Source organism: Candidatus Poribacteria bacterium (assembly GCA_021295715.1).
In the GTDB taxonomy this organism is placed as follows: domain Bacteria; phylum Poribacteria; class WGA-4E; order WGA-4E; family WGA-3G; genus WGA-3G.
Window position 1 is genome coordinate 21152 of record JAGWBV010000060.1, and the last position, 24384, is coordinate 45535.

Below are 24384 nucleotides of genomic sequence, written 5' to 3' on the forward strand. Positions count from 1 at the left end.
TTCACTCCGTTCTACCTGCAGGAAATACCCAATCAAAAACACCTACAAAAAGTCAAAATAACGTTGACAAACTACTAGAGGAAACACCCAAGCAAAAACACCTACAGATTTATTTTCAAACTGGCATTATAGTAAAGTTTAGAATTAATTAGACAGTCTACAGAGGCGAGGATACATGAAGATTAATAATTTAATCGGGTAATTTTTACCGATATCCGGTGCGGTTGGGTGAAAGACCCTACCGGACCTGGCGGAACATAACGGTAATTTAAGGAGACTATGACAAAGAAAAAGCAAAATCAAGACAATTTCGACCACTCTCAACAGAACGGCAATTCCTCAGTCTCAGACGAACTTACGCTGGCAGAGGAAGCCGGTTTTCTCATTCAAATTGCTTTCGAGGAATTTGAAGAGATTATCATTAATTACCCTCACCACGCCGCCTACTGCTTCGCGTCAATCACGCGCTTAGTGGATACAGCTGAGAATCTGTCGCACTTCACACGACGGTTGGGCATGTGGCTCTGGATAGAAGTCCTTGCTTTTCAAACAGAAGAACCGCTGGATCTCGCGGAATTCGTCGAACAATTTGAAATCGATCTGGAGAGCATCAGGACCGGGGTTAACGAGCTTGTGAACGCCGAAGAATTTAAGGTTGAATGGGAACAGGAAAAGCAAATCAAACTCGTCCCCCGTATGGCAAAGGAGACAGTCATCCATTTTGCTGAACGGGTTTTAAGTGGGATAAGAGCAGGAAAACAGGAGGAAGGAGCAGAATCTTAAAAAATGGTAGTTTCAATGATTGCCGCACTGGATAAAAACAGGCTCATCGGTAACGGACCGGATATCCCATGGCAGATGCCCGTCGATCGACGACATTTCCGCGATATGACAATTGGCAAGCCCGTCGTTATGGGACGTAAGACCTTTGAAACGCTTAAACGTCCTCTGGGCAAGCGGCGCAACATCATTCTCACACGAAACAGGGCTTACGAGGCACCGAAAGGGTGTATCGTTGCCCATTCGGTGGAAGAGATCCTCAAACTTTGTGCGGGAACAGAGGAACTCATGATATGCGGCGGTGCACCTATCTACGAAGCCTTTTTACCGCACGCACACCGACTCTACCTGACGCAGATCCACGGAACATTTGAAGGCGATGTTTATTTTCCAGCGTTCGATACCGAAGCGTGGCAAGAAATCAAACGCATTGATGGTGAACCCGACGAGAAAAATCCGTATCCTTACAGTTTTTTGTTTTTAGAAAGAAAGTAGGAGGTGTTCGGTGCTTAATTTGTGTATGCTTTCCGGTTCCTTTGAGTACGATTCCGAGGTATCCTTGACGACTTTCAAAACATTCGTTGAAAAACACTATCCGATCCAAACGAATTTAGTCGTCTACAATTCAGAAGATCACGATCCGTCTTTAGAAGCGTTAGATGATGCAGATGTGCTATTGGTTTTCACACGCCGTCTCAATACAGAGGGGGCATCACTGAAACAATTTCAAGCCTACTGCGAACAAGGCAAGCCGCTCGTTGGTGTCAGAACAGCGAGCCACGCTTATCAAAACTGGCTGGAATTCGATAAAGCCGTATTGGGAGGCGACTATCAAGGCCATTACGGTGACGGTCCTCCCACGCACGTGGAATTGATTGCTACAGGACATCCTATCCTGAACGGCATTCCAGCGTTTGACTGTTACGGGAGTCTTTACAAAAACCCATCACTTCGCGACGATACTTCTCTACTCTTAACGGGACGGACAGATGAACATTCAGAACCTGTCGCATGGACCCGTTTGCATAATGGTGGACGCATCTGTTATACTTCATTAGGGCACCAGAAAGATTTTGAAGTAGAACCTTTTTTACGATTCCTGGCACAAAGTATCTTGTGGGTAGCGGAACAGATATAGGCAAAAATCCAAGGCATTTTGGAGATATGGAAACCCTGACAATTGTGAATGGCGACATCTACACCCCAACGCACTATGGACACGGGAGTATCGTCATTCAAAACGACAAAATTTCAACGATAACATCTGAGAGACTGCAACCCTCAGGGGCAACAATTGATGCCTCCGGATGCTTTGTCATTCCCGGATTGATTGACGGACTGGTGCACGGTGGCGGTGGCTATGATAGCATGACAGGTGAGGTTGAAGACATCAAGTCGATAGCGCGAGCCCATGCGCGTAGCGGTGTCACCTCGTTGGTGTTAGGTATCTCCTCGGGGAGCATGGCACAAATCAACAATGCCTTAACCGCTATTGCACACGTCGTTGACGAACCGGTAGCAGACGGGTCTCGGATTTTAGGGTCGTACGTGGAAGGAAAATTCGGGAGTCTCGCCAAAAACGGTGCCCAGAACGCGAAATACATTACACGACCGAACTTTGAAGAATTCCATGCGATGTGGGCGGCTTCGGATGGGACTTTAAAGGTGATTTCTGTCGCGCCAGAAAACGATGACAACCTGCAGTTTATCAAGCATCTCACGACCTATAAAGCGGATGCGTATAATAACATCGTCATCGCGATGGGGCACACAAACGCGACCTACCAACAAGCCATGGAGGCAATTGGCGCAGGCGTGACACGTGCCACCCATACTTACAACGGTATGAGTGGGTTGCACCACCGTACCCTCGGCGCGATTGAAGCAGTTCTCGCCCATCCAGACATCCACGCCGAACTCATCGTCGATGAACACCATGTCCACCCCTTCTGGGGGAATACCCTCATCCAACAAAAAGGCATTCACGCCGTTGGGTTAATTACGGACTGCACAGAACATGCCGGTGTCCCTGCGAAAGACTGGCAAACCGGAGCAACTTATGTGCCCGAGTTGGATGCCTATCGCCTCAATGAAGATGCGATTTCCGAACACGACACAGCCTTTGAGAGCAAGAGCACCGAGAAATACATCCGCAACGGAGCGATGTGGTTGGATGTCGGCAAACCGACTGAACGTCTTGCGGGTGCAACAATTACATTGATGGAGGGTGTTCGTAACGTTATCAACTGGGGACACTCCTTGGAAAACACTTTAACGATGGCGACTTTAACGCCTGCCCAAAATTTAGGCGTTGCAGATTCGGTAGGTTCAATTGCGAGCGGTAAAACGGCAGATATCGTTATTGCTGACGAAAATTTGAGCGTTCAAACCGTTATTTTAGGCGGAAAATTGCTAAAAAAGTAGAAAATTCGCAGAATTTCAATTTTTTTTACTTTTTTTCAAAAAAAATTTGACACCGCCTAAAAAATTGTGTATAATATTAGTCTTGGAAACCGTAATCAATCTTTTTTAGAAACGAGGGGGCAATTACGGAAACATTCTAACGTCGTACCTAAAAATTCCACGTTAATTTGTTGAAGTTATAATGCCCCGCGCGGGGCTTTTTTATTTTCACGAGAAACCCATAGCCATATCATTGCGGAGGTCTGAAATGCCAACAATTAATCAATTAATCAAAAAGCCGCGCAAAAAGTCCCGGAAAAAGACCAAATCTCCGGTACTGGAGCAGTGTCCCCAGCGGCGCGGCATCTGTTTACAGGTGAAAACCGTAACGCCGAACAAACCGAATTCGGCACTGCGTAAAGTTGCTCGGGTGCGTTTCACGAGTGGCTACGAAGCGACCTGTTACATTCCGGGGATCGATCACAATCTGCAAGAACACTCAGTCGTTTTAGTCCGGGGCGGGAGAGTGAAAGACCTCTCTAATGTCCGTTACCACATTGTCCGCGGCAAACTGGATACAGCAGGTGTCGATAACCGTCGTCAAGGCCGTTCAAAGTACGGCGCACGGAAACCGGCTTAAACAACGGAGGAAGAGTAGATGCCGAGACGTGGAAACATCAGCAAACGGGATGTCAACCCTGACGCGAAATACAACAGCAAGCTGGTGTCAAAGTTCATCAATAGCCTCATGTTGGATGGCAAGAAAAGCACGGCACAGTCAATCCTATATGAGAGTTTCCAGATTATTGAATCCCGGGCGAACGAAGATGGCTTCGCCGTGTTCCGTCAAGCGATCAACAATGTCAAGCCGGTATTGGAAATTAGACCCCGGCGTGTCGGTAGTCAGACGTATCAAGTCCCTGTTGATGTAAAAGCAGAACGGAAACAGCGGTTGGCTTTCAGTTGGATCATTCAATCCGCTCGCGGCCGCGGCGAAAGACGGATGGCAGAACGTCTTGCGGGTGAAATACTCGAAGCGTCGCAGAACGAAGGTGGCGCGATTCGCAGGAAAATGGATCAGCATCGAATGGCAGAAGCGAACCGAGCTTTCGCGCATTATCGGTGGTAAAAAATGCGTCCCGGCTTATACCGAGCCGTTAAAATATAAAAGGAGTCGTCCAACCGTGGCGGAAAAAAGAAATAGTAACCCACAACGCTTAGAATTGCCCCACATGCGAAACATCGGGGTCATGGCGCACATTGATGCCGGGAAGACCACTGTCACCGAACGCATACTCTATTATACCGGTAAACTCTATCGGATCGGAGATGTGGACGATGGCACCACTGCCATGGATTGGATGGTGCAGGAACAGGAACGCGGTATTACGATTACTGCCGCCGCAACAACCTGTCAGTGGAAAAAACACCAAATCAATATCATTGATACACCGGGGCATATTGACTTTACCGTCGAAGTTGAACGCTCACTGCGCGTCCTCGATGGTGCAGTCGCAGTTTTTTGCGCAGTTGGCGGGGTTGAACCCCAATCTGAAACTGTTTGGAGACAAGCAGATAAATACGACATACCGCGAATCGCACTTGTCAACAAAATGGATCGAACGGGTGCCGATTTCTTCCGCACTGTTGAAATGATGGAAGAACGTCTCGGTGCGACAGCGATCCCCGTGCAACTTCCCATCGGTTCCGCGGAACAATTCACAGGAATCGTAGACCTCATCTCCATGAAGGGCCAGATCTGGAACGTTGGAACAGACGCTGGTAGCGATGGCACTGTCATTCAAGAGACAGACATCCCCAGGGAGATGGAGGAAATGGCAACCGAATATCGCGATCGGATGTTAGAGGCTATCGCTGATCACGACGAAGAACTGATGCATAAATACTTGGATGGTGTCGAAATCTCACCTGAAGAGATTAAAACAGGCATACGAAACGCTGTCATTACTGGGAATATCGTCCCGATTCTGTGCGGAACTGCTCTAAAAAATAAAGGCGTACAACCGCTCTTAGATGCGATTGTCTCCTATCTACCGGCACCCACTGACGTGCCACCTGTGGTAGGGTTTCATCCGAAAACCGAAGAAGCGGAAACACGTCCCCCACATGATAATGAACCCTTCTGTGCATTGGCGTTCAAGATCATGACGGATCCTCACGTTGGCAAACTTACCTACTTACGTGTATATTCCGGTATCCTCAGGAAAGGCGATACTGTCTACAACAGTAAAACTCGAAAACACGAGCGGATTGGGCGGTTAATGCAGATGCACGCCAACAAACGGGAAGAACATCAAGCCGTTCACGCAGGCGACATCGCCGCCGTAATTGGGTTAAAAGACCTCTCAACGGGTGATACGCTCTGCGATCCGAAGGCACATATCACCTTAGAAACGATGGTGTTCCCGCTGCCGGTGATGTGTATCGCCATTGAGCCTCGCACCCAATCTGATATTGATAAACTGAACCTCGCCCTTTCGAAGCTCGCTGAAGAAGATCCGACCTTTAAGGTGCATCAAGACAGCGAAACAGGACAAACCTTATTGTCGGGTATGGGTGAACTTCACCTTGAAATCATCGTTGATAGACTCGTGCGCGAGTTTAACGTCTCGGCGAATGTTGGCAACCCCCAAGTCGCCTATCGGGAAACAATCCGCAAAGCGGTTAAATCTGTTGGGCGTTTCGTGCGTCAATCTGGTGGTAGGGGTCAGTTTGGGCACGTTGTGCTCGAGGTCGAACCCGTTGAAAAAGGGTCAGGCTTTGAATTCGTTGACGAAACCAAAGGTGGCGTTATTCCGCAGGAATACATCCCTGCAGTGCGGAAAGGCGTTGAGAACGCGATGAATACGGGGGTTTTAGCGGGCTATCCAGTTGTTGATGTTTTAGTCAGACTGGTAGACGGTTCGCACCACGCCGTAGATTCATCAGAAATGGCGTTCTCTATCGCGGGTTCGATGGCATTTAAAGACGCAATGAAGCGTGGCACCCCGACGCTCCTCGAACCGATTATGGACGTTGAGGTGATTGTTCCTGACGAGTATCTCGGCAAAGTGATAGGCGATCTGAATTCGCGGCGTTCGCAGATACGTGAAACCGAAATGCAAGCGAAATCTCGTATTCAAGTTATTCATGTTGATGTCCCTCTATCAGAAATGTTTGGGTACGTCAAAACCCTGAGGTCACTCACACAGGGTAGAGCCAACTACTCTATGGAGTTTGCCCATTATAACGAAGTCCCAACAAGCGTGATGGAAGATTTAATTTCATCAGCGAATCGTTAAGTAGTTTTTAAGGTGTCCGAACTGTCGGAGTGTTCTCATTTCCGACAAGCGGACACAGAATTTTAATAGTTTTCAGTGCGGGCTGCATCGCAGGCGAACTGATAACCCATATAACAATAAACTTTAGTGGAGCTCGGACAAAAATGGCTAAGGAAACGTTTGAAAGGACTAAACCACACGTCAATGTTGGAACAATTGGCCACGTTGACCACGGTAAGACAACGCTGACAGCAGCAATCACGATGGTGCTCTCGAAGCTCGCTGACGCAGACTACGTCATGGAGTATGACGAAATCGATAAGGCACCTGAAGAAAAAGAACGTGGTATTACCATTAATACAGCGCACGTTGAGTATGAAACCGAAAACCGGCATTACGCACACGTAGATTGCCCGGGACACGCCGACTATATCAAGAATATGATTACCGGTGCGGCACAGATGGACGGTGACAGACGCGTGAGCACGTGCTACTTGCCCGGCAGGTGAACGTGCCATCTCTCGTCGTTTTCCTGAACAAAGCAGACATGGTTGATGACGAAGAACTGCTTGAACTTGTCGAATTAGAAGTTCGCGAATTACTCAGCGATTACGACTTCCCTGGCGATGATATTCCTATCATCACAGGTTCTGCCCTTGAAGCAATGGAATCTGCTGGTGATCCTGAAAACGAAGCATGCCAGCCTATTCTTGAACTCATGGCGGCGGTTGATGAATACATTCCAGAACCCATTCGCGATACCGATAGACCCTTCCTGATGCCGATTGAAGATATCTTCACCATCAGTGGACGTGGAACTGTTGTTACTGGAAGAGTGGAACGGGGCACCATCGAAATTGGGAAGACCGTTGAAATCGTCGGGTTACGTGAAACACAAGACACCGTTGTTACAGGTGTTGAGATGTTTAAAAAGAGCCTCAACGAAGGTCAAGCTGGCGACAACCTCGGTGCGCTATTACGTGGTGTTGAACGCGATGACGTCGAACGCGGACAGGTTTTGGCAATTCCTGGGACAGTTACACCGCATACTCAATTTGAAGCTGAAGCCTACATCCTGACAAAAGATGAGGGTGGACGTTGGAATCCATTCTTTAGCGGATACAGGCCGCAGTTCTATTTCCGGACAACCGACGTAACCGGCGAGATGAACCTCCCGGAAGGCATCGAAATGATTATGCCTGGCGATAACGCACAGATTACCGTAAAACTGTCTAAACCGATTGCCATGGAAGAACAACTTCGATTTGCAATCCGTGAAGGTGGGCAGACTGTCGGTGCCGGTGTTGTTTCCAAAATTATTGAATAAAATGATTGGGCGGTGCTAATGCTCCGCCCTTTTTAAGTAATCAATACAAGGGGTTTCGTACATCCGCATCAAGATGTCATTGAACAAATCCCTCTGTTTGATGAAGGCGATACGAAAAGATGGACAATCAAAAAATTCGCATCCGGCTCAAGGCATTTGACTATCGGTTGTTAGACCTGTCGTCAAAGCAGATAGCAGATACTGCGAAACGCACAGGTGCAGCTGTTTCCGGTCCAATTCCACTGCCGACGAAAAAGCATATCTATACCGTTCAACGTTCAACGTTTACAGACAAGAAGTCGCGTGAACAATTTGAGATGCGGATTCATAAACGTCTGCTGGATATCTTAGAGACGACACCTAAAACTGTTGATGCCTTGATGCGTTTGGACCTGCCTGCAGGTGTCGATGTCAAAATTACGCTTCTATAGAAGCAGTGAGCAGTCAGCAGTCAGCAGTCAGTGAAGAGGTTTATGGTAACAGAGCCCCTCTTATAACTGACCGCTGTAAGGGTTTTCGTAGAACCCCGCTCTGACGGCTGATGGTTATTAAAAAAAGGCGAAAGAAAATGGTTAATGGAATTATCGGTCGCAAAGTCGGCATGACACAAGTCTTTGAGGACTCAGGTAAAGCGGTGCCTGTTACCGTCATCCAAGCAGGTCCCTGCCCCATTGTCCAACTTAAAACGCAAGAAAAAGATGGATATCAGGCGGTTCAATTGGGTTTCGGAGAACAGAAAGAAAATCGCACAAATAAACCGAAGCAAGGGCATTTCGCGAAAGCTGGGGTAGACCCGGCATTTGCCCTTCGGGAATTTCGAGTCCAGAGTCTTGATGACGTGTCTGTAGGAAGTATTGTCGATGCGAGCGTCTTTTCAGAGGGTGAACTTGTTGATGTGACAGGCACTTCGAAAGGACGTGGTTTCTCCGGTGTGGTGAGACGTTGGAACTTCGCTGGTGGTAAGAAAACTCACGGCGGCGAGCAAGATTTGCGTCGTCCTGGTTCCATTGGTGCGAGCGCGACCCCCTCCCGGGTCTTTAAAGGAAAACGGATGGCGGGGCGTCACGGTGCCAAACGGCATACCATCCAAAACTTGTCCGTGATCCAAGCCGATCCAGAGCGCAACTTATTGGTGGTTAAAGGGGCTGTTCCCGGACCGCCGAACGGGTTGCTGCTGATAAGAAAAGCATCTAAAGCACGGAGTGCATAGGTAGACGATCTAATTAAGTGGATTGTCAAGAGGAAAATATGTCAACTTTAGACGTACACAACATATCCGGGGCGGTTCTCCGAGAAAAGGAATTAGCCGATGCGTTCACCGACGCTGAAGTGAATGGTCCTGTCATTCACCAGTGTGTCGTTGCTTACCTCGCGAATCAGAGACAAGGCACAGCATCCACTAAAACCCGGAGTGAAGTGAAAGGTAGCGGGAGGAAACTCTACCGCCAAAAAGGGACAGGTAGAGCGCGTGTCGGACACGCCAAGTCGCCAATTCGAGTACACGGCGGTGTAGCGTTCGGTCCGAAACCGCGGAGTTACCGGCAGGCTACTCCGAAACGGGTTCGCCACCTTGGACTTCACAGCGCACTTGCAGACAGGTTTCAGAACCAGCAGTGCATTCTCGTTGAAGATTTCACACTTGAAAAACCCCGCACCAAAGACATAGTTAGCATGCTTAAGGCGGTCAATGCGGAAGGGAAAGTACTGCTCGTTTTGAACGAACACAGTCAGAATATCAACCTTTCTGTCGGGAATATTCCACAAGTTAACAGCTGCACATGGAATCACCTCAACATTTATGAGGTGATGTGGCATGATACGCTGATAATTACCGAGACCGCCGCCGAGAAGTTGGAATCCAAATTTATCAACATCAGTTCAGAAATAGAAGGATAAAACTGATGAAAGATGTATATCAAGTCATATTACAACCACTAATAACGGAGAAGAGCACGGTACTCCGTGAATCTAACAAGTACGCCTTCATTGTCGATCGTAAGGCAACGAAACCGCAAATTCGTCAAGCCGCGGAAGAATTGTTTGACATCGAAGGGGATATTCTTAAAATTCGCACCATGCGTGTTCGTGGTAAGCCCAAAGGTAAAATGTTGCGTTATCAACGGGGCAGAAAACCACATTGGAAGAAAGCGATTATTACCCTGAAAGAAGGGGCAACGATCCAAGCGTTTGACACCATATAGGAATAGCCATCAGGTGTCGGTTGTCAGCCGTCAGTCATCTGACTGTTGATGGAAACCGATTGCTAAAAAAAGGAAATCAGAGTGCCTAAAACTTATTCACCCATAACCCCAAGTCGCCGGTTCATGACTGGGTATACCTTTGAGGAGATTACGCGGAGTAAACCGGAAAAATCTCTTGTCAAAGGAGCGAAACAGAACGCTGGTCGGAACGCCAAGGGTCGTTTGACTGTGAGACGCCGCGGTGGGGGACATAAGCGCAGATACCGGGTCATCGACTTCAAACGAGACAAGTTTGGCATTCCTGCTAAAGTTGCCGCAATTGAGTATGACCCGAACCGGTCGGCTCATATCGCCTTATTACACTATGTTGACGGTGAGAAACGTTACATTCTCGCGCCCGTCGGTGTTCAGGTTGGCGATATGCTGCAATCAGGCGAAGACGCAGAAATCCGCGCCGGTAATGCTTTACCGCTTGACAGAATCCCACTCGGATCGTCAATCCACAATATAGAGATGCGTCCTGGAAAAGGTGGACAACTTGTGCGGAGTGCTGGTGCCGCTGCGCAGTTGGTCGACAGAGAAGGAAAGTACGCCCGTATTCGACTCCCCTCCGGTGAGATTCGCCTTGTCCCGGTTCGAGGGATGGCAACACTCGGGCAGGTCGGCAACGTCAGCCAGATTGTTATTGGTAAAGCTGGACGTTCGAGATGGCTCGGAAAACGCCCGAAAGTTAGAGGCGTCGCTATGAATCCGATCGATCATCCGCATGGCGGTGGCGAAGGTAAGAGTTCGGGTGGTAGGCATCCAGTAACGCCTTGGGGAGTTCCAACGAAAGGGTATAAGACCCGAAAACCGAAGAAGAAATCAAACCGCTACATTGTTGGGAAACGGAAATAGTTTTTTAGAAAAAGGAGAAATAGAATGGCGCGTTCTGTCAAAAAGGGACCCTACATAGACCCGAAACTTGCTAAGAAGATAGCCGCTATGGAACGTTCTGGCAGCAAACGGGTGGTGCGAACTTGGTCTCGCCGTTCAATGATTACCCCTGAGTTGGTAGGCCACACATTGGCAATATACAACGGAAAAAAATTCTTTCCAGTATATATAACCGAGAATATGGTAGGACACAAACTCGGAGAATTTTCGCCGACTCGCACCTTCCGTTCACACACCGGTGGCGCTGCAGGTAGAAGATAACCTTGTGGTAGCTTCATCGTCCAGCGAGGACTCCGCAACTTCATCTTATGATGAGATGAAGCACTTGGACGCTTGGTAGCGAATCACAATGAAACCCGAAAATTGCTTTTATTAGGAGATACTGATGGAAGCCAGATCTAAGATTAGGAACGCGTCGGTTGCGCCGCGGAAAGCACGTTTAGTAGCCGATCTCGTCCGTAATCAATACGTTGAGGATGCGTTAAGTCAGCTGCGCTTTACGCATAAAGCCGCGTCCCCTATAATTTACAAGTTAATTCAGTCAGCAGCTGCGAATGCGCAATATCAAGATCCGAACATCGATATCACAAACCTATATGTTAAAGAGATTCGGGTTGATGAAGGGATTACGCGGAAATGGATACGTCCCCGGGCACGAGGTATGGCGAACAGAATCCTAAAACGGAGTAGCCATATTATTGTCGTCGTTGATGAGGAGAGTAGTGATAATGGTGAATAACGCCGCGCACTTACCAAACACCAACAACACTGCTTCTATGTTATGTCGCGAACGGGGAAGAGTTCGATAGGAGGTTTGCGTGGGACAAAAAACTCACCCGCGTGGCTTACGCTTAGGAATCATTGAGACGTGGGATTCAAAGTGGTACAGCGAGCGGAATTATGCCAAATGGCTCCATGAAGATTTTAAAATTCAGAAATTCGTCAAAGAACAACTTGCGCGTGCTGGTATTTCGCGTGTTGAAGTGGAACGCGTGGCGGACCGTTGCAGTATTAACATCCATACAGCACGTCCGGGTATTGTAATTGGGCGTCGCGGTGCGGAAGCTGAAAAACTACAAGCGCTGCTCGAAAAAGAGGTCGGTTGTCCTGTACGGATTAATGTCTCAGAGATTAGAGAACCAGAACTCGATGCCCAACTCGTATCAGAAGATGTCGCGACACAAATAGAGCGTCGTGCGGGTTTTAAACAAGCGATGCGACGAAAAATCTCTGGTTCCATACAAGCTGGGGCATTGGGTGTCAAGATCATGGTGAGTGGTAGACTGGACGGCAAGGAAATCGCCCGTGCCGAATCCAGCATCGAGGGACGCGTTCCTCTTCACACCCTCAGAGCGAATGTTGACTACGGTTTTACGGAAGCGAATACAACGTATGGTAAAATCGGGGTCAAGACGTGGATCTTCAAAGGCGAAATTATCGGTGTCCCGGATAACTTGAAGGGAGAACCGTCCGTCCGTCGTCAATCTGGACGCCGTGAAGACACAGGTTCGCAGCGCTCCGATCGCCGACGCGGCGATAGACGCTCTGGCTCCCGTCAATCCGGGGAACAGGGTAGAGGAAGAGGTCGGCGCCGACCGCGTCGAAGCGGCGGCGATTCCCGAAGCGATTCATAACTGTCCAACAACCCAGAGGGCAGATTTTTAAGGAGGCATTTTAAGGTGTTAATGCCGAAACGCGTGATGCGCCGCTATGTGCATCGTGGAAAACGCCGTGGGAAGCCACTCCGGGGTTCACAGATTAACTTCGGCGAATACGGCTTACAAGCGATGGAAGCTGGCTGGATTACCAGCAACCAAATTGAGTCGGCACGTGTTGCTATCACGCGATATGTACGCCGTGGTGGAAAACTGTGGATCAAAATTTTCCCACATAAACCACTCAGTAAACAACCTGCTGAAACGCGCATGGGTAAGGGTAAGAAAGGTCCGCCTGAACACTGGGTCGCTGTCGTTAAACCCGGCAGAGTTCTCTATGAACTCAGTGGCGTTTCGCTTGAAGATGCAAAAGGGGCGATGGAACGAGCCGCCCACAAATTGCCAATCAAAACCAAGTTCGTTGCACGGAATGAGTAATTTCGTCTGCTTCTACAGACATGGTATCCGGCTGGGGTGCTTCAAAGGAATTCCTTTGAAACTCTCCAGGAGAGCGTCATGTCTATGGTATCGGTTTGACAACACACATGGAGGTTGGAATAGTGAAAGCGGATGAACTACGAGGAAAAACGACTGAAGAATTGGAAGGTGAATTGAAAACTCTTAAAGAGAATCTGTTCAACCAGAGATTCCGAAGTATTTTAGGACAACAAGAGGATACAACAACTATCGGTAAGATTCGGAAGGACATCGCACGCGTGAAAACCTTCCTACGGCTCCGATCAGAGTAGACGGGAGTTATAGGAATAGGTAAGGTGATATAGTCGGATTCCGTCTCATTAAATTTGTACTGTGTGCTGAAAAAACGTAATTTAATAGGTTTTGACTGGTTTGGAGGATAAAGTTGAGCGAGGAAAGACGTAGACATCGCAAATTTCGGACAGGTCTTGTTACCAGTAACAGTATGGATAAAACTGTCACAGTGTCGATTGTTCGGCGCTTTCAACATCCGCTTTACAAAAAGGTCGTCCGGAAAACGAAAAAGATTCTGGCTCACGATGAACAGAACAATTGTAACGTCGGTGACGTGGTGCAGGTTGTCGAAACCCGGCCGCGGAGTCGTCATAAACGGTGGCGTGTCCAATCGGTAGTAAGCGCAGGACAGACCGCCAACGATTAAGAAGTGCCACCACCAGTGAGGGTGGTATGTGCCACCTGTATTATCGGGTGAGAGACGCAGGCAATATGGTTCGCACGGCACTTGAGAAGAAAGGGTTTCATCTCCACTCTGACGTTTCCAAACAGGTTTCCGTTTTGAAAACGGTAGAGGAGAATACAAAAATGGTTCAATCATATACTCGATTAACCTGTGCTGATAATACCGGCGCAAGGAAGTTAATGTGCATTAGTGTGCTTGGAGGGACCCGTCGACGCTACGCGCGCGTAGGCGACGTGATTGTAGCAAGCATCAAAGAAGCGACCCCCAATACGCAGGTAAAAGCCGGTGAAGTTGTTCGGGCAGTTGTCGTCCGCACGACGAAAGAATATCGACGCGCAGACGGTTCCTATATTAAATTCGATCAGAACGCTGCAGTTCTGATTGATCCGCAGAACCAACCCCGTGGTACTCGAATTTTTGGACCCGTCGCACGCGAACTCAGAGAAAAGGCGTTCACCCGAATTGTCTCGCTTGCACCCGAGGTTATTTAGGAGGACAATTGTGGCACAGCGAAAACTACATATCAAAAAAGACGACACAGTCTTAGTCCTCAGTGGACAAGATCGCGGTAAACAAGGTGTCGTTTTAGAGGTGTTCCCGAAGAAACAACGAGCAATCGTTGAAGGTGTTCATATAGTTGTCCGTCACCTCCGTCCAAATCAGGCAGGACAAGGCGGTATCGTTGAACGCGAAGGCACGATTCACGTTTCTAACCTGAAAAAGATTGATGGTTAATCGGAAGAGAGCACTCCAGCACCTGCTGAAAAAGCCCATTGAAAAAAGCCGTCAGTTCTCCATCAGCGGTCAGAAAGCGGGTGTTTTTTCACCAGAAATCTCTATAGGATACAAGGCTTATGAGCCCATTTAAAGAATTTTACCAAACAGAAGTGGTGCCTGCATTGCAACAGCATTTTAATTATGAGAATGTGATGCAGATTCCGAAAGTGGACAAAATTACACTGAATATCGGTGTGGGTATAGCAGTTCAGAATCCAAGCGCATTGGAAGATGCCGTAGAAGAACTGACACTTATTGCGGGGCAACGCGCGGTGATCACCCGTGCGAAAAAATCTATCTCTGCGTTCAAAATCAGAGGTCCGTCAAAGTTAGGGCGCACCCCCGGCATGGCGATCGGATGTAAGGTTACATTGCGACAGGAAAGAATGTATGAATTTCTCAATCGCTTAATCAACATCGTGCTGCCCCAAATTCGGGACTTCCGCGGTATATCAGCCGATGCTTTTGACGGTCGCGGCAACTATTCTCTGGGGCTCACGGAACAGTTAATCTTTCCGGAAATCGATTACGACAACGTTAACGATATTCGCGGACTGAATGTAACCATTGTTACAACCGCCCCCACTGACGAAGAAGGTCACGAGTTGCTAAGTCTTTTAGGCATGCCTTTCCGAAAATAGATGAGGTCTTTCGCCAAGCTTCTGTAAAAAGATCTCATAGGCACCTTTACCAGCACCTCCAGTTTAACAGCCGGAGGCAACCCCCGTAGGTGCTACGGGTAAGTAAGAAAAGGAGTATTCAGATTGGCAAGTAAATCATGGATTGCCAAACAGAAAAGGACCCCGCGGTTCCGAACCCGAGAATATAGTCGTTGTAAAAGTTGCGGGAGATCGCGTGGGTATCTTCGCAAGTTTGAGTTGTGTCGTATCTGTTTCCGACTCTTTGCCCGCGCCGGTAAAATACCCGGTGTGCGAAAGGCGAGTTGGTAAATTTTTTAATTTTACCTTGCGGAGGAATAAGGTCCGTTTCAACTATTAAGGGTGTTTCTTAAATCCGCCTGCGTCGTTGTTGCAGGCTACGTGCTTTGGATAAAAAGAAAGATAATACAAACCCCATAGCCCGTAATGTAATGGAGGACGGATATACGGAAAGACACTTTATGCATCAAACCCACCTGACCGAACCGCAAGGGATAATTAAAAAACAAAATAAGGAGAATCTTTCATGTCGATGACCGATCCGATTGCTGATATGCTAACACGTATCCGCAATGCCAATATGGCAGGACATGAACGCGTCGAAATCCCCTCTTCAAAAGTTAAATCTGAGATCGCACGCATCCTGTCAGAAGAAGGTTTCGTCAGAAATTATCGTTTAATCGAAGATGAGAAACAGGGAATTTTAAGAATTTACTTGAAATACGGAAACACGAAAAAAGAGAAGGTCATCACAAACCTAAGACGTATCAGCAAACCGGGCAGAAGGGTTTACGCCAAATCCGATAATTTGCCACAGGTTTTCGGAGGACTCGGAGTCGCCATTTTGTCAACATCCAGTGGACTCAAAACGACCCCACAATGCCGACAGGATAAAGTCGGGGGCGAAGTTCTCTGTTACGTCTGGTAACATCTTGCTGATGACGCTCAACGAGTTGGGAGACATAGAATGTCACGTATTGGACTAACACCGATTCCAGTGCCCGACAAGGTGCAAATCGCTTTAAACAACAGTGACGTGCAGGTAGACGGACCGAAAGGAAGTCTCAATTGGAAGCTTCCCGAAGGAATCAATGTGACGGTTGAAGAAAACGTTCTAAGCGTCGAAAGAAAGAGTGAACTCAAACAGCACAAAGCCCTGCACGGATTGGCACGTAGCCTTATTGCCAATATGGTTACCGGCGTTTCAGAGGGCTTTGAGAAAAAACTACGAGTCGTCGGTACGGGTTATCGCGCGGAGGTCAATCGCGAGAGCAATTTGGTTCTTGATGTTGGCTATTCGCATTCCGTTACCTACTCCCCGCCTGACGGAATAACACTGAGCGTTGAACCCACTGAAACAATAGATGGACAGATACATACACCTATCACCGTCAGTGGCATCGACAAACAGTTAGTTGGACAAGTGGCAGCCTCTATTCGTCAAATCAAGAAACCGGAGATTTATAAGCCTTGTAAAGGCATCCGGTACGATGGCGAACGCGTCCGAGATAAAGAAGGAAAAGCGGCTGCTGGGTAATGTCGTGGTATTTTGGGCGCTGCGGTTTTACTAAAGAAGCACACAACCGCACCAGCGCGATGTCGAAGCGATACAGAAATATCCGACAATTCGCAATTAGAAGTCAAAAAGCGTTAGCATTTAGATGCTAACTTTGTAGGTTCCACCAATCTATTGGTGATTGCATACCGAGATTTCTATAAATTATTGTAGAAATACTCAGGTTCAAAGGAACAGACCCCTTGGTACTTACAAAAAAGAAACGGATGAGCCATTTACGACGCCGCAAGCGAGTCCGCCAAAAAATTAGCGGCACCGGGGATAGACCGAGACTCTCTGTTTTTCGAAGTTCAAAACATATCTATGCGCAGCTCATTAATGATGAACTTGGTGTGACGGTTGCCGAAGCCTCCACGTTATCTCCGGAACTGAAAGAGCACCTCTCAAACGGTGGCAATGTCAAGGCAGCGGGGAGCGTCGGTGCGCTTATCGCGCAAAAAGCCAAGCAGCAGGAGATTGAGGTAGTTGTCTTTGACCGGGGCGGACATCTCTACCATGGGCGCATAAAAGCGCTTGCTGAAGCTGCGAAAGCGGAAGGATTAAAGTTCTAATCTTTTTTACCTATTAAGTTTCTGCTCAGGGAACACCCAAGCAAAAACCCCTCCGTTATATTTCGGGCAGGTTTTCAGTGTTTCCTGTATGCCTTTTTAGAGATGCCAGGAATTCCACCAGAAACCCGCGCTAAACGAAGCGGAGGGAGGCCCAGGAGGCCATAACTTAAAACATGCTGAAAGATAAAATCAACCCTGATGAACATGAATTTGAGGAACGCATGATTACCATCAATCGTGTGATGCGAGTTGGTAAGGGACGACGCACGCCCAGTTTTAACTCACTCACGGTTGTTGGGAATCGTGATGGTATTGTTGGTATCGGATTCGGTAGCGCGAGCGAAGTCGCTGGTGCGCTCCGAAAAAGTTTTGCAGATGCCCGAAAAAATCTGATTCGGGTTCCAATTACCAACGGTACGCTTCCACATGAGATCATCAGCGAATTTAAATCCGCCAAAGTCTTGCTAAAACCAGCAAGTCCTGGGACAGGCATCATCGCAGGACACGCGACGCGTGCTATCCTTGAATTCGCAGGCGTTCGAGACGCGCTCACAAAATGCCTTTCCTCTCGGAACGTGAAAAATATCGCTGAAGCTACCATGCTTGGCTTAAAGAGCCTCAAAGACGTTAATGAAGTCGCTCGGTTGCGAGACCTTTCTGTTGAAGAACTGCTCAAGAAACGCTAAAGATTGGCAATTGGCGGTCAGCAGTCAGGTGTCAGCAGTTAGTGAGATCCGCGTAAGTGCCACACAACTTTTTTGCTGATGGAAACCGAAAGGGTTGCGCAGCAACGCGGGCTGAAGACTGATAACCAGAAAAAATGGAGTAAATCCTGATGAAATTGAATGAACTTAAACCTGCCCCGGGCGCGAAGCGCTCAAGAAAGCGGGTCGGGAGAGGTAACGCTTCAGGCTGGGGCGGCACCAGTGGACGTGGGCACAAGGGTCAAAAATCCCGATCTGGTGCTTCAATTCCGGCATGGTTTGAAGGTGGACAGATGCCATTGGTTCGACGGCTCCCGAAGCGAGGACCGCGGCGCACCGGACATAAACGATTGGAATACGATGTCATCAACGTTGAAACCCTTAACATTTTTGAAGATGCCGCAATTATCACCCCTGATGTCCTTCGCGAAGCAGGAATAATCAAAGGGAAAAACGCCCTGATAAAGATACTTGGCGACGGTGAGCTCGAAAAACAGTTGAAAGTCCAAGCACATCGCTTTTCAAAATCTGCGATCCAGAAAATTGAATCCAAAGGTGGCACGACCGAGGTCCTCGGGATGACTGCGAACACTAACGACTCTGCTTAAGCATCGTAGGGGTTGGGTAACCCAGCCCGTACAGGAGGAAAAAAAATAAGTGATTAAGGCAGTTCAAAACGCTTTTAAAATACCCGAATTGCGGAAACGCATCATTTTTACAGCGTTGCTCTTGATTGTTTACCGCCTTGGTGCACACATCACACTTCCGGGTATTGACGATCAAGCACTCGAAGCTTTTTTCCAGCAACTCATGGAGCGTGGTGGGAACGTCATTGGGTTCATCGACTTGTTCTCAGGTGGTGCGTTTAGTCAGATGACTATTTTCGCGCTCGGTATACAACCGTATATCAGTGCCTCAATCATTATGCAGCTTCTCGCTGTCATTGTGCCCTCCTTGGAGAAACTCTCCAAAGAACCTGATGGTCGGAAGAAGATTACGCAATATACGCGATACGGAACAGTTATCTTGAGTATCATTCAAGGGATAACGATTAGCATTGTCCTGCGGAACCCAGAAAACATAACTGGACAAGCAGGCGAAATCGTGAGAAACCCGGACCTCTGGTGGCACTTCCTTGTCGTTATAACACTCACAGCTGGCACCTCTTTTGTGATGTGGTTGGGTGAACAGATCACGGAGCGCGGTATTGGACAAGGTATTTCATTAATTATTACAGTCGGTATCGTTGCTGGATTGCCCGGTGGTGTCACAAGTGTTTTCAACAACCTTGTGACAAGACCAGAGTTCGGAATTTTACAGCTTGCGCTTTTAGTGGGTCTTGTGATTGTAGCTGTTATGGGAACAGTGTTTATCACGCTTTCCGTTCGGAAGATTCCGGTGCAATACGGCAGACAGATTCGTGGACGCAGAGTTATCGGTGGGCAATCAACACATCTGCCACTTCGTGTTAATGCGGCTGGTATGATTCCAATCATCTTCGCTGTGACGCTGATCCAGTTCCCGCCGACTGTGCTCGGTTTTCTACCACGCGACTGGGGCTGGGTAACGGGTGTAGAAACACTCATCGCTCCGGGAACACCGTTGTATCTCACCGTTTACGCCTTATTAATTATTGGTTTCACCTATTTCTACACAGCTGTGCAAATCAATCCAATCCAGATGGCAGAGGATTTACAGAAATACGGCGGTTTTATTCCAGGTATACGGGCAGGTAAACAGACTGCAGACTACATCAACACGACGCTTACACGCATCACACTGCCGGGAGCAGTATTCCTCGCTGCCATTGCTGTGATTCCGATTATTATCACGAGCCAACTTCAGGTTGGCAACATGGTGGAAGGTGCTTCTATCTTGATCGTTGTCGGCGTTGTGTTAGACACAATGTCACAAATCGAATCCTACTTAACGGTCCGCCATTACGAAGGATTCTTAAAAGATCGAAAACTCAAAGGCAGACGGCGTTAAGCACTTTACCCTGAAAGAGGACATTATGAAAGTCAGACCTTCTGTTAAGAAGATGTGTAACCAGTGTAAAATTATTAAACGAAAAGGAGTAGTCCGCGTCATTTGTCCTTCAAACCCGAAGCACAAACAACGCCAAGGCTAATTTTTAATTGTACCTTGCGGATACGTCTCGTTGTGAGCACGGTGATAGTTTCTGGTGTCGAGTCCGTTCCGCTACGTAACAGGCTTCTGCAAGGAACAGAAAAAAAGGGAAGAAACTCATGGCAAGGATCGCAGGGGTTGATTTACCCCGAAACAAACGGGTGGATATTGCCTTGACGGCAATCTATGGCATCGGTCGTTACACCGCAGCGCAAATTGTCACCGATCTGGATCTCGAGCCCGGAAAAAAGGTTGACAACCTCGCCGAAAACGAGATTGGTCAACTCCGAGACAAAGTTCAAGAATATATGATTGAAGGTGATTTACGCCGTGAAATCGACCAGAATATTAAACGGTTGATGGACATCAACAGTTATCGTGGACTCCGACATCGTCGGCAGTTACCTGTCCGCGGGCAGCGCACGAATACCAACGCGCGAACCCGTAAAGGAAAGGCCCGAACCATCTCCGTCGGTAGAAAAGCCAAAGAGGCAGCACGCAAGAGCGGTTAGAAGCATAGCAGTCAGCCATCAGGGGTCAGCGGTCAGAAAGAGAATTTTTTCCTGAAAACTGACAACCAACAGTTGATAACCCTTCTTCTGAAAGCCGATGGAAACCGATGGCTGATAACCGATAACCTTAACGACTGATAAAAAAAGGAGAACCGTTTTGCGTGGAAGAAGACGAGAACGCAAGAACGTTCCTGAAGGTATAGCGCATATACAAGCCACCTTCAACAATACAATCATTACGATCACAGACTTAAACGGAAACACTGTTGCCTGGGCGAACGCTGGAATGACATTCACAGGTTCCCGGAAGTCAACGCCTTTTGCCGCCCAACAGACGGCGGAAGCGTGCGCGCGTAGAGCAATGGATCACGGCGTGAAACGCGTAGAAGTGCGAGTCAAAGGCCCCGGATCTGGAAGAGAGTCTTCCATACGCGCACTCGCTGCAGCCGGACTCGAAATTACCTTAATGAAGGACGTAACGCCTATCCCCCACAATGGATGTCGTCCGCCTAAGAGGCGACGGGTTTAAATTGACCTGAAACTCGCCTCCGAAACGAGCCTTAAAAGCACGAGTTACAGGTCAAATTCACATACAAGGAGAGGGAATGAGTAGATACTTAGATTCAGTCTGTAAATTATGCCGCAGGGAAGGTGAAAAACTTTTTCTGAAAGGGCGTCGATGCAACGGACCGAAATGTTCTTTTGAGCGCCGCAGCTACCCGCCTGGCGAACACGGTCAGACCCCGCCACGCAGAAGCCGTGCGGACAATTTCCGTCGACAGTTGCGCGCAAAACAGAAAGTCAAACGCACTTACGGTGTGTTTGAAAAACAATTTCGGGGGTATTACTTCAAAGCAGCGCGGCAAACAGGTATCGCTGGTGAGAATTTAATTAGCTTCCTTGAACGTAGGTTAGACAATGTCGTTTACCGACTCGGGTTCGCAACCTCCCGAAATCAGGCGCGTCAACTCGTGAAGCACAATCACTTCACAGTGAACGGCAAACGGGTTAATATCCCCTCTTACATCGTGAAAGTTGGCGATGTCATCACACCTCGCGAACGGAGCCGGAACCTTGGGACTATCCAAGAGGCATTAGAATACACGGAGCATCGCGGCGCACCTGAATGGTTGGAAATTGATGCGGACAAAGCAGAAGGGCGTGTTCAAGGAGCACCTGTGGTAGAACAAATCGCCATTGACCTTGAAACGCAACTCATCATTGAACTTTACTCCCGATAGACACATTTTTTTAATGTCCTTGCGGAGAAATAAAGTGGGTTGAACAGAATGGCGTCCTCTTCTTAAATCCGTCCTCCATTTCATTACGGACGACCGTCTTCTTTCAACCTAAAGACACATTTTATTAGCAGGGCCACCGCCACAGCACCCGACGTTTATGGGTTAACAATTAACAAGCTTTTCGGAGGAAATCGATGATAAGGTCCGAGCTGGAAATGCCCGAGCGGCTAAAAACGGATACAGATTCCTTACGCCCTAATTACGCAAAATATACCGCAGAACCTTTTGAGCGCGGATTCGGAACAACTCTCGGTAATTCGCTACGCCGTGTCCTCCTTTCCTCAATCAAAGGCGCGGCGATTACAGCCGTCCAAATTGAGCAAGTAAAGCATGAATACGCTACAATTCCCGGAGTCGTGGAAGATGTCGTACAGATTATACTCAACCTGAAAGAGATCCGGTTAAGTATCGCGACTGACGACCCAATGAAACTTACACTGAAAGCGGAGGGATCTTGTGAAGTTACAGCCGCTGACATCCGCTCTAACGCACTTGTTGAGATCATAAACCCTGACCAACATATTGCGACACTCGACGAATGCGAAGGATTAGACATAGAGATTCATGCACAAACAGGCAGAGGATACTCACTCGCGGAAGAGCATAGATCCGTAGGACACGACATCGGATTGATTCCAGTCGACGCTAAGTTTTCACCTGTTGAAAAAGTGAATTTCTGGGTAGAAGAAACCCGAGTTGGCGATATGACGAATTTCGATAAACTCAATCTCGAAGTCTGGACGGATGCAACGATCACAGCAAAGGAAGCCGTCACACGTGCTGCCAACATTCTGCTGCAACAACTTGAGATCTTCACAGAATTCGATGAAACCTACGTTGAACCGGAACCTGAGATTGATGAGGCAAAACTCCGGCGCAATCGATACCTCGCCAAGCCCGTCTCAGAACTTGAACTCTCGGTCCGAGCAAGTAACTGCCTTGAAACGGCAAACATCAAAACTATACGAGAACTCGTCACAAAAGAGGAAAAGGACATGTTGGAATACAAGAACTTTGGTCGGACCTCGCTAAACGAAATCAAAGAACAGCTCGCCAACATGGGACTTTCCCTCGGAATGGAATTGGACGATTTAGACGACGCGGATATCGGTGAAGAAAGTATGACGCAAGTACCTTTGCAACCGCTTGTGTAATTTTTCACGACAACGCGTAACAAGTCGGTGAGAAAAGGTATCTTCGTAACCTTCAGGTTGCGGAGATACCTCACTCACCGAATGGAGGAAGACGATGCGTCACAGAAAACGCGGACGGAAATTGGGACGAACGACAAGCCATCGAAAAGCCCTTTTCCGCAACCAAGCCACCGCGCTATTTGAACACGAACAAATTCGGACGACACTCCCAAAGTGTAAAGAGCTTCGGCGTGTCGCTGAAAAGTTGATTACGCTCGCCAAACGCGGAGACTTACCCGCACGTCGCCAAGCCGCAAAAATGCTCTATGGGACCAATCTGCATTATAGACCCAGAAGGGGAGAAGAAGTGAGGGACCTCGACAAACACGCCATCCTACGCAAACTGTTCGATGACATCGGGCCTCGATATCAAGATCGAAGCGGTGGATATACACGTGTTATACGAGGTGAACTCCGAAAAGGCGACGGCGCACAGATGGGTTACATTCAACTGGTTTAATGGCTGTCGGCTATCAGCAGTCGGTAAAGAGGTTCTCTTTCTGACCGCTGACTGCCGACTGCTGACAACTATTAAAACCGATACCCGGCGGATACAAACACCCGATGTGTAAGCCGTTCCGTGGTCAAGTCATTCCTGCTCCGCTGCCAAGTTCCCAACATATATCCCACATCAAACTTCAGAGAATCTTCAAAGATTTTTCCCACACCTAACGTCAAGAAATCGCGTGTGTTGTTAACCTCAGCATCGGTGAACGGAATCGTATCCCGAAAATAACCGAAACGGACATAGGTATCGATAGTAGGTAGCCTATATTCGACACCAAGGCGTGCCTGAAGCGTCATGGTATAGAACTCCTCAAAATTATCCTGCGAAATGTCATCGGCTGGGGCTGGATCGTAGCGGGTCTGCGTCCAATCCGTGAGTTGGACATCACCTGCCAAGACCAAATCATCGTCAAATAATTTCACAGCAATTCCAGTTCCAATTTCAAAGGGTCTCTCAATATCAAACGCTTGCGCCCCGTCCACAGCATCCGACAATTCTTCTCCGTCGTCATAAACTGCCTGCGTCGATTGGTACCAGATCTCATCAACGCCCAATTCAACAGGGGTGACCAAGGTTAAACCGACACTGACAGCATCCGTTAGATGTGCCAGAAGCCCTATCCGCGCGCCTAAACCTGAGTACTCCCGGTCAATTGCGTCATCGTATCTGAAACGCGACAACTCGCTATCCACCTTCAACAGATCCGTCGCTGT

The 24384-nt window shown here is 48.2% G+C and carries 35 protein-coding genes and 1 pseudogene; 35 read left to right on the plus strand and 1 reads right to left on the minus strand.

What is annotated here, in order from left to right:
- The first annotated feature begins 279 nt into the window (after positions 1–279).
- The 35 genes and pseudogenes from J4G07_14995 (at position 280) to rplQ (ending at position 23623) form a co-directional block, all read left to right on the plus strand.
- Positions 280–783: a hypothetical protein gene (locus J4G07_14995; GenBank protein MCE2415298.1), complete on the plus strand. Its 504-nt coding sequence runs from the start codon at positions 280–282 to the stop codon at positions 781–783.
- 3 nt (positions 784–786) lie between these two features.
- On the plus strand, positions 787–1275 hold the full coding sequence (locus J4G07_15000) for a dihydrofolate reductase (GenBank protein MCE2415299.1): 489 nt from the start codon (positions 787–789) through the stop codon (positions 1273–1275).
- Positions 1276–1285: 10 nt separating this feature from the next.
- Positions 1286–1918 carry a ThuA domain-containing protein gene (locus J4G07_15005; protein MCE2415300.1) on the plus strand — a complete coding sequence of 211 codons (633 nt, stop codon included), beginning with the start codon at positions 1286–1288 and terminating at the stop codon, positions 1916–1918.
- A gap of 26 nt (positions 1919–1944) precedes the next feature.
- Positions 1945–3204 carry an amidohydrolase family protein gene (locus J4G07_15010; protein ID MCE2415301.1) on the plus strand — a complete coding sequence of 420 codons (1260 nt, stop codon included), beginning with the start codon at positions 1945–1947 and terminating at the stop codon, positions 3202–3204.
- Positions 3205–3451: 247 nt separating this feature from the next.
- Positions 3452–3823, plus strand: coding sequence for a 30S ribosomal protein S12 (gene rpsL, locus J4G07_15015; protein MCE2415302.1), 372 nt, complete (start codon positions 3452–3454; stop codon positions 3821–3823).
- Positions 3824–3841: 18 nt separating this feature from the next.
- A complete protein-coding gene (rpsG, locus tag J4G07_15020; protein MCE2415303.1) occupies positions 3842–4312 on the plus strand; it encodes a 30S ribosomal protein S7 in 471 nt (156 codons plus the stop codon).
- Positions 4313–4415: 103 nt separating this feature from the next.
- Positions 4416–6485: an elongation factor G gene (fusA, locus tag J4G07_15025; protein ID MCE2415304.1), complete on the plus strand. Its 2070-nt coding sequence runs from the start codon at positions 4416–4418 to the stop codon at positions 6483–6485.
- A 143-nt stretch (positions 6486–6628) separates the two neighbouring features.
- Positions 6629–7791, plus strand: a pseudogene (tuf, locus tag J4G07_15030) (elongation factor Tu).
- Positions 7792–7910: 119 nt separating this feature from the next.
- On the plus strand, positions 7911–8222 hold the full coding sequence (gene rpsJ / locus J4G07_15035) for a 30S ribosomal protein S10 (protein ID MCE2415305.1): 312 nt from the start codon (positions 7911–7913) through the stop codon (positions 8220–8222).
- A gap of 137 nt (positions 8223–8359) precedes the next feature.
- A complete protein-coding gene (rplC, locus tag J4G07_15040) occupies positions 8360–9001 on the plus strand; it encodes a 50S ribosomal protein L3 (protein MCE2415306.1) in 642 nt (213 codons plus the stop codon).
- 38 nt (positions 9002–9039) lie between these two features.
- Positions 9040–9687, plus strand: coding sequence for a 50S ribosomal protein L4 (gene rplD / locus J4G07_15045; GenBank protein MCE2415307.1), 648 nt, complete (start codon positions 9040–9042; stop codon positions 9685–9687).
- Between the two features lie 5 nt (positions 9688–9692).
- Entirely contained in the window at positions 9693–9992 is a 300-nt protein-coding gene (gene rplW / locus J4G07_15050) for a 50S ribosomal protein L23 (GenBank protein ID MCE2415308.1), read from the plus strand.
- A gap of 75 nt (positions 9993–10067) precedes the next feature.
- Positions 10068–10889, plus strand: a complete 822-nt coding sequence (gene rplB, locus J4G07_15055) for a 50S ribosomal protein L2 (protein ID MCE2415309.1) — start codon at positions 10068–10070, stop codon at positions 10887–10889.
- Between the two features lie 24 nt (positions 10890–10913).
- The gene (rpsS, locus tag J4G07_15060) at positions 10914–11189 is read left to right on the plus strand and encodes a 30S ribosomal protein S19 (GenBank protein ID MCE2415310.1); all 276 of its coding nucleotides are present in this window, start codon (positions 10914–10916) and stop codon (positions 11187–11189) included.
- Positions 11190–11313: 124 nt separating this feature from the next.
- Positions 11314–11667, plus strand: a complete 354-nt coding sequence (gene rplV, locus J4G07_15065) for a 50S ribosomal protein L22 (protein ID MCE2415311.1) — start codon at positions 11314–11316, stop codon at positions 11665–11667.
- Positions 11668–11746: 79 nt separating this feature from the next.
- Positions 11747–12562, plus strand: a complete 816-nt coding sequence (rpsC, locus tag J4G07_15070) for a 30S ribosomal protein S3 (protein MCE2415312.1) — start codon at positions 11747–11749, stop codon at positions 12560–12562.
- Positions 12563–12607: 45 nt separating this feature from the next.
- The gene (rplP, locus tag J4G07_15075; protein MCE2415313.1) at positions 12608–13021 is read left to right on the plus strand and encodes a 50S ribosomal protein L16; all 414 of its coding nucleotides are present in this window, start codon (positions 12608–12610) and stop codon (positions 13019–13021) included.
- A gap of 122 nt (positions 13022–13143) precedes the next feature.
- On the plus strand, positions 13144–13332 hold the full coding sequence (gene rpmC, locus J4G07_15080; GenBank protein MCE2415314.1) for a 50S ribosomal protein L29: 189 nt from the start codon (positions 13144–13146) through the stop codon (positions 13330–13332).
- A 113-nt stretch (positions 13333–13445) separates the two neighbouring features.
- Positions 13446–13721, plus strand: coding sequence for a 30S ribosomal protein S17 (gene rpsQ / locus J4G07_15085; GenBank protein MCE2415315.1), 276 nt, complete (start codon positions 13446–13448; stop codon positions 13719–13721).
- 161 nt (positions 13722–13882) lie between these two features.
- Complete coding sequence (rplN, locus tag J4G07_15090; protein ID MCE2415316.1) at positions 13883–14251, plus strand: 50S ribosomal protein L14; 369 nt, start codon at positions 13883–13885, stop codon at positions 14249–14251.
- Between the two features lie 10 nt (positions 14252–14261).
- Positions 14262–14495 carry a 50S ribosomal protein L24 gene (locus J4G07_15095; GenBank protein ID MCE2415317.1) on the plus strand — a complete coding sequence of 78 codons (234 nt, stop codon included), beginning with the start codon at positions 14262–14264 and terminating at the stop codon, positions 14493–14495.
- Between the two features lie 119 nt (positions 14496–14614).
- Positions 14615–15178, plus strand: a complete 564-nt coding sequence (gene rplE, locus J4G07_15100; GenBank protein MCE2415318.1) for a 50S ribosomal protein L5 — start codon at positions 14615–14617, stop codon at positions 15176–15178.
- A 123-nt stretch (positions 15179–15301) separates the two neighbouring features.
- A complete protein-coding gene (locus J4G07_15105; GenBank protein ID MCE2415319.1) occupies positions 15302–15487 on the plus strand; it encodes a type Z 30S ribosomal protein S14 in 186 nt (61 codons plus the stop codon).
- 235 nt (positions 15488–15722) lie between these two features.
- Positions 15723–16124: a 30S ribosomal protein S8 gene (gene rpsH, locus J4G07_15110; protein ID MCE2415320.1), complete on the plus strand. Its 402-nt coding sequence runs from the start codon at positions 15723–15725 to the stop codon at positions 16122–16124.
- Positions 16125–16163: 39 nt separating this feature from the next.
- The gene (gene rplF, locus J4G07_15115) at positions 16164–16733 is read left to right on the plus strand and encodes a 50S ribosomal protein L6 (protein MCE2415321.1); all 570 of its coding nucleotides are present in this window, start codon (positions 16164–16166) and stop codon (positions 16731–16733) included.
- A 245-nt stretch (positions 16734–16978) separates the two neighbouring features.
- A complete protein-coding gene (gene rplR, locus J4G07_15120; GenBank protein MCE2415322.1) occupies positions 16979–17323 on the plus strand; it encodes a 50S ribosomal protein L18 in 345 nt (114 codons plus the stop codon).
- A 176-nt stretch (positions 17324–17499) separates the two neighbouring features.
- A complete protein-coding gene (gene rpsE / locus J4G07_15125) occupies positions 17500–18009 on the plus strand; it encodes a 30S ribosomal protein S5 (protein ID MCE2415323.1) in 510 nt (169 codons plus the stop codon).
- Positions 18010–18158: 149 nt separating this feature from the next.
- On the plus strand, positions 18159–18635 hold the full coding sequence (gene rplO / locus J4G07_15130; protein ID MCE2415324.1) for a 50S ribosomal protein L15: 477 nt from the start codon (positions 18159–18161) through the stop codon (positions 18633–18635).
- Positions 18636–18684: 49 nt separating this feature from the next.
- Positions 18685–20016, plus strand: coding sequence for a preprotein translocase subunit SecY (gene secY, locus J4G07_15135; protein MCE2415325.1), 1332 nt, complete (start codon positions 18685–18687; stop codon positions 20014–20016).
- Positions 20017–20041: 25 nt separating this feature from the next.
- A complete protein-coding gene (gene rpmJ, locus J4G07_15140) occupies positions 20042–20158 on the plus strand; it encodes a 50S ribosomal protein L36 (GenBank protein ID MCE2415326.1) in 117 nt (38 codons plus the stop codon).
- 118 nt (positions 20159–20276) lie between these two features.
- A complete protein-coding gene (gene rpsM / locus J4G07_15145) occupies positions 20277–20669 on the plus strand; it encodes a 30S ribosomal protein S13 (GenBank protein MCE2415327.1) in 393 nt (130 codons plus the stop codon).
- Between the two features lie 121 nt (positions 20670–20790).
- Positions 20791–21198 carry a 30S ribosomal protein S11 gene (gene rpsK, locus J4G07_15150; GenBank protein ID MCE2415328.1) on the plus strand — a complete coding sequence of 136 codons (408 nt, stop codon included), beginning with the start codon at positions 20791–20793 and terminating at the stop codon, positions 21196–21198.
- A 76-nt stretch (positions 21199–21274) separates the two neighbouring features.
- Positions 21275–21910 carry a 30S ribosomal protein S4 gene (gene rpsD, locus J4G07_15155; protein ID MCE2415329.1) on the plus strand — a complete coding sequence of 212 codons (636 nt, stop codon included), beginning with the start codon at positions 21275–21277 and terminating at the stop codon, positions 21908–21910.
- Positions 21911–22104: 194 nt separating this feature from the next.
- Entirely contained in the window at positions 22105–23124 is a 1020-nt protein-coding gene (locus J4G07_15160) for a DNA-directed RNA polymerase subunit alpha (GenBank protein ID MCE2415330.1), read from the plus strand.
- 94 nt (positions 23125–23218) lie between these two features.
- Entirely contained in the window at positions 23219–23623 is a 405-nt protein-coding gene (rplQ, locus tag J4G07_15165) for a 50S ribosomal protein L17 (protein ID MCE2415331.1), read from the plus strand.
- A 71-nt stretch (positions 23624–23694) separates the two neighbouring features.
- On the opposite strand, the gene J4G07_15170 is transcribed toward rplQ, so the two are convergent.
- Positions 23695–24384: hypothetical protein (locus tag J4G07_15170; GenBank protein ID MCE2415332.1), on the minus strand; the 690-nt coding region annotated here is incomplete at its 5' end.